The 13,799-nt window shown below is 39.9% G+C and carries 12 protein-coding genes; 6 read left to right on the forward strand and 6 right to left on the reverse strand.

Annotated features, from left to right (window positions below; translation table 11 throughout):
• Window positions 1–232: 232 nt before the first annotated feature.
• From EAX61_RS00305 to EAX61_RS00320, 4 genes are all read left to right on the forward strand, one after another.
• The gene (locus tag EAX61_RS00305; protein ID WP_121915979.1) at window positions 233–1,876 is read left to right on the forward strand and encodes a M1 family metallopeptidase; all 1,644 of its coding nucleotides are present in this window, start codon (window positions 233–235) and stop codon (window positions 1,874–1,876) included.
• Between the two features lie 59 nt (window positions 1,877–1,935).
• Window positions 1,936–2,424, forward strand: coding sequence for a hypothetical protein (locus EAX61_RS00310; RefSeq protein WP_147448311.1), 489 nt, complete (start codon window positions 1,936–1,938; stop codon window positions 2,422–2,424).
• 120 nt (window positions 2,425–2,544) lie between these two features.
• Entirely contained in the window at window positions 2,545–3,126 is a 582-nt protein-coding gene (locus EAX61_RS00315) for a YdeI/OmpD-associated family protein (protein ID WP_347337914.1), read from the forward strand.
• 189 nt (window positions 3,127–3,315) lie between these two features.
• Window positions 3,316–4,698 (forward strand): amidohydrolase family protein, encoded by a 1,383-nt coding sequence (locus EAX61_RS00320; protein ID WP_121915662.1) that lies wholly within the window; start codon window positions 3,316–3,318, stop codon window positions 4,696–4,698.
• A 101-nt stretch (window positions 4,699–4,799) separates the two neighbouring features.
• On the opposite strand, the gene holA is transcribed toward EAX61_RS00320, so the two are convergent.
• Window positions 4,800–5,804, reverse strand: coding sequence for a DNA polymerase III subunit delta (gene holA, locus EAX61_RS00325; RefSeq protein WP_121915663.1), 1,005 nt, complete (start codon window positions 5,802–5,804; stop codon window positions 4,800–4,802).
• 98 nt (window positions 5,805–5,902) lie between these two features.
• Here holA and EAX61_RS00330 point away from each other — a divergent pair, with 98 nt between their 5' ends.
• Entirely contained in the window at window positions 5,903–6,355 is a 453-nt protein-coding gene (locus EAX61_RS00330) for a type I restriction enzyme HsdR N-terminal domain-containing protein (RefSeq protein WP_121915664.1), read from the forward strand.
• Between the two features lie 127 nt (window positions 6,356–6,482).
• Complete coding sequence (gene lpdA / locus EAX61_RS00335; protein ID WP_121915665.1) at window positions 6,483–7,859, forward strand: dihydrolipoyl dehydrogenase; 1,377 nt, start codon at window positions 6,483–6,485, stop codon at window positions 7,857–7,859.
• A 122-nt stretch (window positions 7,860–7,981) separates the two neighbouring features.
• Here the strand turns inward: lpdA and EAX61_RS00340 are convergent, their stop codons facing one another.
• From EAX61_RS00340 to secDF, 5 genes are all read right to left on the reverse strand, one after another.
• Window positions 7,982–8,647, reverse strand: a complete 666-nt coding sequence (locus tag EAX61_RS00340; RefSeq protein ID WP_121915666.1) for a porin family protein — start codon at window positions 8,645–8,647, stop codon at window positions 7,982–7,984.
• 337 nt (window positions 8,648–8,984) lie between these two features.
• On the reverse strand, window positions 8,985–9,530 hold the full coding sequence (locus tag EAX61_RS00345) for a Riean_0653 family protein (protein WP_147448312.1): 546 nt from the start codon (window positions 9,528–9,530) through the stop codon (window positions 8,985–8,987).
• 180 nt (window positions 9,531–9,710) lie between these two features.
• Entirely contained in the window at window positions 9,711–9,887 is a 177-nt protein-coding gene (locus tag EAX61_RS16370; protein WP_161555139.1) for a hypothetical protein, read from the reverse strand.
• Window positions 9,888–9,904: 17 nt separating this feature from the next.
• Complete coding sequence (locus tag EAX61_RS00350; protein ID WP_121915668.1) at window positions 9,905–10,447, reverse strand: Riean_0653 family protein; 543 nt, start codon at window positions 10,445–10,447, stop codon at window positions 9,905–9,907.
• Between the two features lie 215 nt (window positions 10,448–10,662).
• Entirely contained in the window at window positions 10,663–13,650 is a 2,988-nt protein-coding gene (gene secDF / locus EAX61_RS00355; protein WP_121915669.1) for a protein translocase subunit SecDF, read from the reverse strand.
• Between the last annotated feature and the right edge of the window lie 149 nt (window positions 13,651–13,799).

Genomic DNA, 13,799 nt, shown 5'->3' on the forward strand with positions numbered 1-13,799 from the left:
CCTTTATTATTTTTCGTCTACGGGATGCAAAATTACAGATTTATGATGGGAGTTAGAGGACTTTTCATTGGGAATTTGGTTAGAAGATGGTAATTAATTTGATTTACGCTTTTTATAAATACGTCTTTAGCGTATCGCGAAATTTATCCTGAACTTGTTTCAGAAGCGGCACCCTATTTGAAACAACATCTTTATAAAATTGATACTTTTACTCATAAACTTATTTTTAGCAATGCGCAACATCTCTATAAGACCAATTACTTTACCACTTTCAGTACTCCTACTGTTTATCTCACTCATTTCTTGTGCCCAAAACACCACGAGACAAGATACCCTTCGCGGAAGCATTACGCCTCAACGAGCGTGGTGGGATTTAGTACACTACGACCTATCTGTCGAAGTACTGCCAGCGTCAAAAACCATCATTGGCACCAATGTGATGACCTACCGCGTGCTGGAAGAAGGCGCCAGCGAACTACAGATAGACCTACAAGCCCCGATGGAACTCACGACGGTAATGCAAGATGGCACGCCACTAGAAGTTCGCTCCGAGGGAAGCGCACATTTTATTGAAATGGAAACACCGCAAAACAAAGGTGATTTAAAATCCATCACACTAGGCTTCGAAGGTAAACCTAGGATTGCAAAAAATGCTCCTTGGGACGGTGGTTGGACTTGGACAACAGACAGCAACGGGAAGCATTTTATTGCCACCGCAAATCAAGGCATAGGTGCCAGCGTCTGGTGGCCCAATCGCGACCACCCGGCAGACGAGGTAGACAGTCTGGATATGCACGTAACAGTGCCTAAAGAATTGGTAGACGTTTCAAATGGTCGATTAGTAGGAATAGATAGTACGGCCACCACAAAAACCTATCACTGGACCGTGAAGAACCCAATTAATAATTACGGAGTAAACATTAATGTGGGAGATTATGTGCGTTTTGGCGAAACTTACGACGGTGAGAAAGGAAAACTCGATATGGAATATTGGGTGTTGCGAGAAGATGAAGCAAAAGCTCGAGAGCAATTTAAACAAGCGCCCATGATGATGAAAGCTTTTGAACATTGGTTTGGTCCCTACCCTTTTTATGAAGATAGTTTCAAACTGGTGCAGGTTCCTTATTTGGGAATGGAGCATCAAAGTTCTGTGACCTACGGTAACAAATACAAAAACGGTTATTTAGGACGGGATTTGTCTGGAACGGGATGGGGATTAAAATTTGACTTTATCATCATACACGAAGCTGGTCACGAGTGGTTTGCAAATAATATTACAAACAAGGATGTGGCAGATATGTGGGTACACGAAGGGTTTACCGCCTATTCAGAGAATTTATATCTAGACTATCATTTTGGCAAAGAAGCGTCTCGTGCTTATGTTCTCGGTACACGAAAAAATGTGCGAAATGATGATCCCATCATTGGCAAGTATGGTGTAAACCAAGAAGGAAGTGGCGATATGTACTACAAGGGTGCAAATATCTTGCATATGATTCGGACAATGGCGCAGGATGATGAATTATGGCGAGAAACCCTGCGCGGACTCAACCAAAAGTTCTATCACCAGACGGTTACGAGCAAGCAGGTGGAGGAATATATTTCGCGAAAGCTTAACCTAGAACTCGCTCCGTTTTTTGACCAATATTTACGCACGACCAAAATTCCAATTTTAGAGTATGCTTTTGATAAACGTGAGATGAAATATAGATTTGGCAATGTTGTTCCCAATTTCTCGATGCCATTATGGGTAACCATAGGTGAAGAAAAACAATGGATTACTCCTACAACAGCCTGGCAAACGATAAAGGTAGATCGCAAAGCCAAAACTCTTGAGGTTGCTGAGGATTTCTACATTCAAACAAGAAAACAATAATGAGTCGTTTCTCAATTCGCAGAAAAACAGTAATTTAACGACCATAGATCACTCACAATATGCTGTTCAAAACTGTTCTTCTCGTTTTCTGCTTGAGCTTTGTAATGCCGATTAATACGGTAGACTACAGTAAGTCCAAACAGCAAAAGTTCTTTCCTAAAATCCTCAAGAAAAAAGGGATTTACTTAGGAATGACCTTAGAGAAACTCAAAAAGACCAACCCAAAAGCAACTCCCGCACAGGCATCCGAATTTAAAATAGAATACACGGAGACGAGCAATTCCCCAGAAGTTGTTGCTTACACCTACCTGCTCACCAAAACTGAAAACCCACAACTTTACAGTATCGCCATAGAATATCGATTGATGGAATCCGTACATCCCTTAGCAGAAACTATTTTAGGAAAAACAAATCATCAGGGCGAGTGGCGTATGAGTGAGAAGGACATCAAGGAAGACTTTATGATGGGCGCTTGGACCTTTGGACACAAACTCGTCTATGGCGCTACGCTGGAAGGAAGTGAATGGGAAGATGGGTTTCAGGATTGAGAAATCGGAGGTTTCGATACAATTTTAAATAGGAGCGTTGCTCATCTTGAAAATCACTCAACCACCTAAAATTACCAGATAATTGTAAAAATTGAGCTTTCATTTACTAAACAGTTAATAGTGATTGTAGAAAAACCAGAACTTTATTTTCCCAGAGATGTCGAGTGGCGCGAGTGGCTGGACGCAAACTACAACCGTTATCCAGACGGAATCTATCTCATCTTTTACAAACTTGAAAATAAGCAACCATCGATGCGATGGGAAGATGCTGTACGCGTGGCGATATGCTACGGCTGGATAGACAGCACGGTAAAAAGTCTGGGGAACGGGAAGCGAAGGCAGTTTTTTTGTCCACGAAATCCAAAGAGCACTTGGAGCAAACTCAATAAAAAGTACGTGGCAGAGCTAGATAAACAGGGTTTGATACACGAGAGTGGTCAGAAAATGATAGACCTCGCCAAAAAAACAGGAACCTGGACCGCGATGGATGATGTAGAAAATGGTGTAATGCCCGAGGATTTAAAATCCGCTTTCGCGAAAAACAAAACAGCACTTAAAAACTACAACGCCTTTGCCCCCAGCTATCGGAAGAACTATCTTTCGTGGCTACACAGTGCCAAAAGACAGGAAACCAGAAACAAACGTATCGCTGAAATTTTGAGGCTTTGTGAGGAGAATGTGAAGTCTAGGGAAACGAGATGAGTTGTGAGTGGTGAGCAGTGAGTTTAAATGTTTAGATGTTTAGATGTTTAGAAATTAGGGTAAATATTTATTAATCCTAATGCCAGAAATGGCTCCCCACCCTGGAAGTAGGTGTGTAAATTGGCTTTGACAAAAAAGGGGTGGGTAGCCCGCAATGCGTAGTGAGCTCATAACATTCAATAATAACATATGAAAATCATTTATTTATTATTTTGCTTAATCATATTTGCATCCTTGAGCTGTGTACAGCAAACAGATGAAAACACTTACGATCTCGTTATCAAGAATGGAACTATTAGTTACGGAAACGGTCGCGTTGAAAATGAATATGTACACGACATCTATATCAGAGATGGAAAAATTGAAGTAATTGATCCTAGAGATGTTGGATATTATCTATTTGCACATAAAACAATTGATGCCCAAGGTTTATATGTATTTCCAGGCTTCTGGGACAATCACGTCCATTTTCGCGGGGGCGAAAGTCATATTGCTCAAAATGAGAAATTTCTGAACCGCTATTTAGAATACGGAGTAACTACGGTACGCGATGCCGGTGGTGACCTGACACCACAAGTACAAAGCTGGAATTATGAGATCGAAAATAACACAAAAAAAGGCCCGACAATTTACACTTCTGGCCCAAAACTGGATGGAGAAAAATCACGTTGGGCGGGTTCATTGGAGGTCGAAACAAAGGAACAGGTTTCAAAAGCATTGGACTCTCTGCAATCCTTAAATGTGGATTACGTAAAACTATACGACAGCACAATTTCTAGAGAAATGTATCTAGAAATAATAAAACAAGCCGAGTCTCGGGGAATGATAACTTCTGGCCATATGCCATTTACAGTAAAGCTGGATGAGGCCGTAAACGAAGGATTGAATAATATTGAGCACTTATACTATGTCCTTAAAGGATGTTCTTCACAAGAAAATGAAATTACAGAAAAGGTCATTTCTGGCGAATTGAGCTTTTGGGGCAGTATGAATGCGCTCATCGAAACCTACGACGAAGAAACAGCACAGCGCACATTTAGTAAACTCAAAGAAAATAATGTATTTGTAACTCCCACGCTTCACATAGGCGAAGTGCTAAGCCATCTGGACGAGCAAGATCACAGCAATGACACCTATTTAAAAGAGCTTGATGCCGCGTTTGTCCAAACATATCAAGGTAGAATTAATGGGGCTTTGAACGCTTCCGCGAAAGCGAAACAGGATAGAAAAGAACTACAACAATTCTTTAACATCCTTGCTTTAAAACTAAATGAGGCAGGAGTTTCATTACTGGCAGGTTCTGACTGTGGCGCATATAATTCCTACATTTATCCCGGTTCGTCCTTACACGAAGAACTGGCTGAAATGGTAAAAGCGGGACTCACACCCGCTGAAGCTTTGCAAACTTCTGGCCATAATGGAAGTCGATTTTTGAAAAAAGATAATTTCGGAATTGTAGTTGGAAACCCAGCAGATTTAGTTCTGTTGCGGGCTAATCCGCTGGAGGATATTCTAAATACTAAGGAGATTGAGATGGTGATTAAGGGTGGAAAGGTTGTCTTTGAAGAATAGTTCTGAGTTCTGAATTTTAATTTCTACTTATTTTTTAGAAAAACCACATGTTTACGACAAACTTCCAACTCCATACTCCCCACTTCCTACTATTCTATAAATCAATTCATCACCCTAACCAATAACTCCTTGAGCAATCCAGTATTCGTAAAAGCACTCGCGCCTACTCCCTTTCCCTTTACATCTGCCTCGCGTAGGAGGTTTATGGCCATACTTACTTTTTTCATTGGGTAATTGCGGGCCGCAGTGACGTACTCGCCCACGAAATAAGGGTTTATTCCTAATGCTTTTGCTACCGTACCTTTGTCTTTTTGAGGAAGTCCGTGATACTTGAGCAGGCTCGAAAAAAAACCGAACAAAGAGGAAACCGAAAGCACTAGCGGATTATCTTTAGGATTTTGCACAAAATAATTCGCGATACGCTGTGCCTTTACAATATCCCGCTCGCCTACTGCCTTGCGTAACTCAAAGTTGTTGAAGTCTTTACTTATTCCTATGTTTTCTTCAATGGCTTCCGGGGTGATTTCACTTCCTTTCGGCAAAATAAGCATCAATTTATTGAGCTCATTTTTTACTTTGCCTAAATCTGTTCCCAAAAAGTCTACGAGAATGTGCGCGGCTTTCGGATTGATGTGATAACCTTCATCTATAAGCACACGGCGCAACCAATCCCCCACTTGATTGTCGTACAATTTCTTGCTTTCGTAATGTACTCCGTGTTTCTTGAGCACTTTACCTAACGCTTTGCGCCCATCCAATTTCTTATATTTATAGCAAATCACAAGCACAGTAGATGGCTGAGGGTTCTGAACATAGGAAGCCAGTTTGTCAATCGTTCTGCTCAACTCTTGGGCTTCTTTTACAATGACAACTTGACGCTCTGACATCATCGGGTAACGTTTTGCTTGACCTACAATATCCTCTACCGTGACATCTCTTCCGTAAAGAACGACTTGATTAAACCCTTTTTCGGCTTCATCAAGGACGTTATCTTCTATGTAGTCTGAAATTTGGTCTATAAAATATGGCTCTTCCCCACTTAAAAAGTAAATGGGTTTTATGATACCGTTCTTAATGTCGGCTACGATGTCTTTTGCGTGTTTCAAATTCTATTGTTGTGAGCTTTTGACTTTTGGCTAATGGCTAATGTTATAAAATTGGTCTAAAATAACAAATATAACGTGCCTATTCTTATTTTTGACCTGTGCAAAAACTAGCCTTTCCACCCTACCATTTCCGACTCAAAAATAGCGAAAACAATACGCTTATCTTTGACCGTATCCGTAAAAAATTTATTGTTCTCACGCCTGAGGAATGGGTACGCCAGCACGTTGTAAATTTTCTAGTGGAGGATAAGAAATATCCCCTATCCTTAATTCAGGTCGAAAAAGAGATCAAACTCTTAGATACAAAAAAACGCTACGATATTGTCGTTTTCAACCCTGATGGATCTATATTTCTCATTGTAGAGTGTAAAGCCTATTCGGTGGGGATTAACCAAGCGACTTTTGACCAGATTGCGCGGTATAACCTTCAGCTCAAGGCACAGCTTTTAATGGTTACTAATGGCTTAAATCATTATTACTGCACAATGGATTACGAGCAGGAACGCTATGATTTTCTCAGGGAGCTTCCTGACTATGAAAGGGCAAAGTAGCTATTTTAGGAATCGGGTCATAATGTGTAATTTTGCACACTTAAATGGATGCGTTTTCCGTACCTGAAATGACTTCAGGTTAAATTTCGCGAAAGCGTATAACTAATCAGCAAAAAAATATCAAGATATGAGCAAATATGATGTCATCGTTTTAGGGAGTGGTCCTGGCGGATATGTAACTGCAATACGCGCTTCACAGCTAGGTTTAAAGACCGCTGTTGTCGAGAAAGAGAGCCTAGGAGGTGTTTGTTTGAACTGGGGATGTATCCCGACAAAGGCACTTCTTAAAAGTGCGCAGGTGTTCGAATACCTAAAACACGCCGAAGATTATGGCCTCAAAGTAGACGGAGCCGATAAAGATTTTACAGCAGTTGTAAAACGTAGCCGTGGTGTCGCCGAAGGGATGAGCAAAGGTGTTCAATTTTTGATGAAGAAAAATAAAATAGACGTCATAGAAGGTTACGGGAAACTGAAAACCGGAAAGAAAATAGACGTCGATGGCAAAGAATATAGTGCAGACCATATCATTATTGCAACTGGAGCACGTTCTCGTGAACTTCCCAACCTGAAACAAGACGGAGAAACGGTAATAGGATATCGCGAGGCGATGACGCTTAAGGAGCAACCTAAATCTATGATTGTAGTAGGTTCTGGTGCGATAGGTGTTGAGTTTGCTAGTTTTTACAACGCAATGGGAACAGAAGTAACTATCGTTGAGTTTATGCCTAATGTCGTTCCTGTAGAGGATGAAGAGGTGTCAAAACAATTTGAACGCTCGATGAAAAAAGCGGGAATCAAAGTGATGACCAATAGCTCTGTCGAGAAAGTTGAAAAAACGAAAAACGGCGTAAAAGCAACTGTAAAAACCAAAAAAGGCGAAGAAACGCTGGAGGCAGACTTAGTACTTTCGGCAGTGGGGATTAAGACAAATATTGAGAATATCGGTCTAGAAGATGTTGGTATCGTAACCGATAAGGATAAAATCATCGTAAACGATTTTTACCAAACTAACATTCCAGGCTACTATGCCATAGGTGATGTAACGCCTGGACCAGCACTTGCACACGTAGCATCTGCCGAAGGGATAACTTGCGTAGAAAAAATCTCAGGGATGAACGTTGAGAAAATAGATTATGCAAATATTCCAGGATGTACGTATGCCACTCCAGAAATTGCGAGTGTAGGAATGACAGAAAAGCAAGCTAAGGAAGCGGGCTACGAAATCAAAGTTGGGAAATTCCCATTCTCAGCATCTGGAAAGGCGAGTGCTGCTGGAACGAAAGATGGTTTTGTAAAAGTTATCTTTGACGCAAAATACGGGGAGTGGCTGGGTTGCCATATGATAGGCGCCGGAGTGACAGATATGATTGCAGAGGCCGTGCTAGGACGCAAACTGGAAACCACAGGTCACGAAGTACTTAAAACCATTCACCCACACCCTACGATGAGTGAGGCGGTAATGGAGGCGGTAGCAGATGCTTATGATGAAGTGATTCATTTGTAGGAATAAAGCTGGAAGTGGGGTGCTGGAAGCTGGAAGTTTTTAGCATTTTATTGGAAAATATATGAATTAAAAAATCCCGCGGTTGCGGGATTTTTTATGGATTATTTTCAAAGGGCTAAACTCTAAAAGCGATAGCCTAAGCCTATTTGGAAGACTTGATTTTTTTGGTTTGCGATGTCGTCTTCGTTTATGGAAGGATTTTCATTTGCAAAAGCTTCGGCATCATTTACATTTGTAAGGCCCGCAATAAACCTCGCATACACAAATAAATTTGTTTCAAACCTATACCCTACGCCTAGATTCAATGCAAAGTCAGTGTTTGTAGTAAAATCTTCGATATCCTCATCTTCAATTTCTACGACTCCTGAAGTTTCTCCTGTTGCCTTGAGCAAGAATCCTATCTGAGGGCCGGCTTCTATAAAGAGCCTATCTGTGGCATAAAATTTTGCAAGCAAAGGCTCCACCAGATAATCCTGTTGTTGGGTCACTTCCAGCGTAGAGGAAACATCTCCTTGATTAAATCGGAAATCCTGTTTGGCTCCTTGTGAAGAATAATAAAGCTCTGGTTGCAATGAAAACCGCTCGCTTACCTCAAATTCTACAAAAGCACCTGCGTGAAATGACGTGCGCAGTTTTATGGATTCTCCATCATCTCCAGCAAGTCGTGCAAAATTTACACCTGCTTTAGGACCAAAATGAATCTGGGCTCCAGCGAGGTATGAACAACAAACGAATAGGGTAAAAATTTCTTCATAAGTATAGATTTTATAGAATCGTAAAGAAGCCAAAAATAATTTGTTATTAGGTTATCTTAATGTTAAATGGAGTGAGTTGATGATTCCGCTTTCGCGAAAGAGTAAAAAAACCCGCTACAACATTATAGCGGGTTTTCTCGTAAAATTTATGTGCTGTAAATTATAATTGTCCTTTCAATTGTAAGACACTAGGCAGTTTTGACCCTCAAATAGTATACTATTAGGAATACGATTTTTTTCAAGAAGTGCAAACCGTTCATTGGTTTCGTCTCTAACTGTAGTATTAACGGTTTGCGCCTCACAGAAGCACGTAAATAGTACTGCTATAAATAGCGGGTAACAGTTTTTCATAAGAATAAGTATTGATTAATTAATTTGTGTAGTTAAGATCAAAACGACCTTCTGTAATCTCGTATGTTTCTCCTTCTTCATCACGAACAGTAAATTCAAAGGAGCCAGAAATAATGAAATTTTCTTGATCAAAATGAGATATTGTAAGTTTTCCAGGTAGAGAGGAATTAGTGCTTGCAGTAAATATTAAACCTCCGTCTATTGATATCCTACCAAAAAAATTTGCTGGTTCAAACTCAACTAAAGCGTACTCTTCTTCATTCAATTCTTGAATTTCAAGTGCGCCAATATTTAAACCAACTAATTTTTCATCAGTTATCATAGATCCAGATATACCCAACGTGAACGCCCCATCGACAAACTGATAAAATGCACGGGGCGCACTATTACCAAATCCAGATGGCACCCAAGGCTCTCCATTTATAAGGCAACCCAGTGTCTGTTCCCCTGTTTGTGTGATAGGAGGTAACTGGTCTATAGATTCTTGTGGGCTGTCATCGTCGTCTTTACAGCTTTGTGCCATAAAAAGAAGTGCTAATGATAATGAGAGCAAAATTGTTTTCATACAGTTAATTTTCTTTAAAGCTAACTCAAGCGCTGCCACGAAAAACTTAATAAAAAGTTAAGAGCTTGTGAATGTATGTTAATTGATGTTTAGGGAACGTTATCGTAACATTTAAACTGCTGTATAACTAACACAGGGTTTTCTTCCAAAATTTATGAGCTATAAATTTTAATAGTCCTCTTAATTGTCACACACACGGTAATTTAGAACCTCAACTAGAATATCATTAGGAATACGATTCTTTTCAAGAAGTTCAAACCGTTCATTGGTTTCGTCTTTAACTGTAGTATTAACGGTTTGCGCATGACAAAAGGACATAAAAAGCACTGCTAGAAATAGCGGGTAATAATTTTTCATAGAAAAGATTTTAAAATTTAGTTAGTGTAGTTTAAGTCAAAACGACCCTCTGTGACTTCGTATGTTTCACCTTCATCATTACTCACAGTAAATTCGAAAGTTCCAGACACTATAAAGTTAGATGTGTCTAGTTTCGTTATTATCAATTTACCAGGATTTGCCGTAGTAGTTGCCTCATTAAAATTGAAAAAACCGCCTATTGTTAAATCTCCAAAAAAATTGCCTATTTCCTCTTCTGTTAATTCATATTGACCTTCAAAAATATCGGAAACTTCGACTGCTCCAATACCTAAGCCCCTTAGATTATCCCCCCCCCCTGCTCTTCCAGATATTCCTAATGTATATGTCCCATCAACAAACTGATAAAAAGCGCGTGGTGCGCTATTTCCAAAACCAGAAGGGATAAAAGGTTCTCCATTTATAAGGCAACCCAATGTCTGTTCCCCTGTTTGTGTGATAGGTGGTAACTGGTCTATAGGTTCTTGTGGGTTGTCATCGTCGTTATTGCAGGCTAGTACAATGAAGCAGCCTACTAAGAGTAACAGGTATTTTATTCTCATATTTTAAAATTAAGTTACTCTAATGATATTCGACACAAAGCAGTGTTAAGAAATAGAAAAGAATGTCTCTTTACTAGTTTAGAAGGAAATTACTGAGTGCCCTTTCTTAAGATGAGCCAGTATGTGAGTTGATGATTCCGCTTTCGCGAAAGCGTAAAAACAAAAAACCCGCAACATCGCTGTAACGGGTTTTCCATATTCAATTTAGAGAAGTATTAAGCTTCTTCCTCTTCTTCTTTGTCTTCTTTCAATCCTTTCTTCTGTACCGTATCAAACATCACTGGTGTTGCGATGAACAATGACGAGTACGTACCTACAAGAACACCTACGATTAACGCAAACATAAGCCCGCGTATGGATGGTGCACCTAGGAAGAAAATTGCTAGAAGTACGATTAAGGTCGTTACCGAAGTATTGAGCGTACGACTTAACGTACTGTTTAATGCCTGATTGATCAATTTACCGAAACCTCTTGTGCTACCGTGTTCCTTGATATACTCACGGATACGGTCAAATACTACCACGGTATCATTGAGCGAGTAACCAATCACGGTCAAGATCGCTGCGATAAAGTTTTGGTCAATTTCCATATCAAATGGCATGATGCTTTTGAAGATTGAGAATACTCCCAATACTAACAATACATCGTGGAATACCGCTGCAACCGCTCCCAGAGAGAACTGCCATCTGCGGAAACGTAATAGGATATATAAGAATACTACGATGAGTGATCCTATTACAGCCCAAAGTGCGCCGGTCTTAATATCATCTGCAATCGTAGGTCCTACCATATAGTATTGCATTTTTCCAACAGTCTTGTCATCTGTAGACTTACTGAACTGGTCGTACGTCATATCTGCTGGTAAATATGTCTTAATCGCAGTAAACAACTCACGCTCTACTTCATTATCTACATCTGCACCTGTCTCGTCGATACGGTACTTCGTAGTAATCTTAAGTTGATCGTCTGTCCCAAATGTTTTTACATCTGCACTACCAAAAGCCTCAACAACCGTATTCTCAACTTGAGAGGCATCCATTGCTTGGTCAAAACGTACCGTGTATGTACGACCTCCTACAAAGTCAATACCTGCATCAAGTCCAGAAGTTGCAAGTGAAGCAATTCCTCCTAAGATTAAAAGTCCAGATATTGCATAAGCAATCTTGCGCTTTCCTAAAAAGTCGATATTGTTGTTTACAAACAGATTCTTGGTCATTCCCGTAGCAAACTCTAATGACTTTCCATTTTTACCGTATCCATCTATAAATAGACGTGTAATAAAAATTGCACAGAATAATGAGGTTGCAATACCGATCATAAGAGTGGTTGCAAATCCTTGTACTGGTCCTGTTCCGAAAAGGAAAAGAATCAATGCTGTTAAGAATGTAGTAATGTTTGCATCAAGAATAGAAGATAGTGCATTATTAAAACCATCTTTAATCGCATCTTTCTGAGACTTCCCTTTACGTAACTCTTCTTTAATACGTTCAAAGATAAGTACGTTTGCATCTACCGACATACCAATGGTAAGTACGATACCCGCAATACCAGGAAGGGTTAATACAGCACCAAGTCCTGCAAGTACTCCAAAGATGAATAAAATGTTTACTGCAAGTGCGATATCTGCAAATAGACCAGCTTTTCCATAATAGAAAACCATCCATAATAATACAAATGCAAGAGCGATCAAGAAAGAAAGGATACCGCTATCGATAGCTTCCTGCCCTAATGACGGTCCTATTTCCTCTGCTTGAATAATAGTTGCAGATGCTGGAAGTTTACCAGCTTTAAGAACTGTTGCAAGATCTTGTGCTTCTAAAACGCTAAAGCTTCCAGAAATCTGTGTGTTACCGCCACCTATTTCTTCACTAGCAACCGGAGCAGAGTATACTACGTCGTCTAATACAATAGCGATACCTGTTTGGTTCTGGCTAGATAGCTTTGTTATTTTAGCCCATTGGTTTACGCCTTGACCTTCAAATTGTACGTTTACTACCACTTCTCCACTTTGAGAGAAATCCTGACGAGCACCACTTACCACATCTCCACTCATTACTGGAGTTCCGCTACGGTTAGATTGTAAAGCATAAAGTGAAGCCACCTCATCTCCTGTTTCTTTATTTACTACTGGCTTACCCCATACAAATTTTGCATAACGTAGAGCATTAGGACGTGCACGACGTATATCTGCTCTGTTAAGATATTCTGTGATTATAGGGATATCTCTGGTAAGCGCACTACCGAGATTTGCAAGACTAGGCTGCTGTGTGTAATAAATATTAGGGCTAAAAATTTCAAAAAGTGGGTTAGAAACCTCTTCTTCCTCATCTGCTCCTTCAAGAAGGTCATCTACTGCATTGTCAGTAGAATCCGTTTGAGTTAAAGCTTCTTCCTCTTCTGATGTTACTTCGGTCTTTTTGAGAATTTCATTTACATCTACTAAATAAGGAATAACCTGGCCTGCACCTACTGCGTCGTAAAACTCAAGTTGTGCCTTACGCTCAAGTAATGCCGTAATACGCTCCATATCCTTAGCTCCTGGAAGCTCTACAAGAATTCGTCCATTCTCACCTAAACTCTGGATATTAGGTTGCGTTACACCAAATTTATCTATACGATTACGAAGTGTTTCAAAAGCAGAAGCAATAGACTCGTCAATTTCAGTCTTTAACTTTACTTGCACCTCATCATTGGTCATCGTGTTTGTAACCTTATCTCCCATCACTAGATTAGAGAAAATAGTAGGACTCGCGAGACCAGCATCTGAACCTCCGTTTGCTTCAAAAGCAGCAACAAAGTCTTCTAAGTATGTGTTCTGACCATCTTTCTGACGTTCATCTGCGCTATCTAGTGCAGCAATGAATGCCGGGTCTTTAGAATCGTTTGCGAGGCCTGTTAAGATATCGCGTATTGAAATTTGGAGAATTACGTTTATTCCTCCCTTAAGGTCAAGACCTTTATTAAGTTCCTTTTTCTTTGCTTCGTTGTAAGTAATTCCTAACATTATGGGGTCTTCACCGATACTGTCTAGATAATTACGCTCAAAAACTTCTTTAAGTTCTGAGTTTCCTTGTGCCTTTGTTTCTGCCCAAGCGTCTGCCTTTGTTTCTGCTTGATTTGTGAAATAAGTAAATGAAAGTTGGTAAATACATACCAATCCAAAAACTATTGCAAATACTCTAATGAGTCCTTTATTCTGCATTTTTTGATTTTTAGAAGTTACCAGATACATTGTTAAGGAAACATTGATTCCCCTAACCCTACTCTGATTACTGAATTACTATTAAATAAATTGTTTTGGTTATTGATTGTGGTCTAACTGCAGGTTTTCTGCTCCAGAAAAGAGCAACT

This window comes from Dokdonia sinensis (assembly GCF_003688895.1).
Classification (GTDB): Bacteria; Bacteroidota; Bacteroidia; order Flavobacteriales; family Flavobacteriaceae; genus Dokdonia; species Dokdonia sinensis.

What these genes read in the sequence shown, in the direction of transcription:
- EAX61_RS00305 (WP_121915979.1), top strand. Translation starts at nt 233, where the DNA reads ATGCGCAACATCTCTATAAGACCAATTACTTTACCACTTTCAGTACTC.
- EAX61_RS00310 (WP_147448311.1), top strand. Translation starts at nt 1,936, where the DNA reads ATGCTGTTCAAAACTGTTCTTCTCGTTTTCTGCTTGAGCTTTGTAATG.
- EAX61_RS00320 (WP_121915662.1), top strand. Translation starts at nt 3,316, where the DNA reads ATGAAAATCATTTATTTATTATTTTGCTTAATCATATTTGCATCCTTG.
- lpdA (WP_121915665.1), top strand. Translation starts at nt 6,483, where the DNA reads ATGAGCAAATATGATGTCATCGTTTTAGGGAGTGGTCCTGGCGGATAT.
- EAX61_RS00345 (WP_147448312.1), bottom strand. Translation starts at nt 9,530, where the DNA reads ATGAAAACAATTTTGCTCTCATTATCATTAGCACTTCTTTTTATGGCA.
- EAX61_RS16370 (WP_161555139.1), bottom strand. Translation starts at nt 9,887, where the DNA reads ATGAAAAATTATTACCCGCTATTTCTAGCAGTGCTTTTTATGTCCTTT.
- EAX61_RS00350 (WP_121915668.1), bottom strand. Translation starts at nt 10,447, where the DNA reads ATGAGAATAAAATACCTGTTACTCTTAGTAGGCTGCTTCATTGTACTA.
- secDF (WP_121915669.1), bottom strand. Translation starts at nt 13,650, where the DNA reads ATGCAGAATAAAGGACTCATTAGAGTATTTGCAATAGTTTTTGGATTG.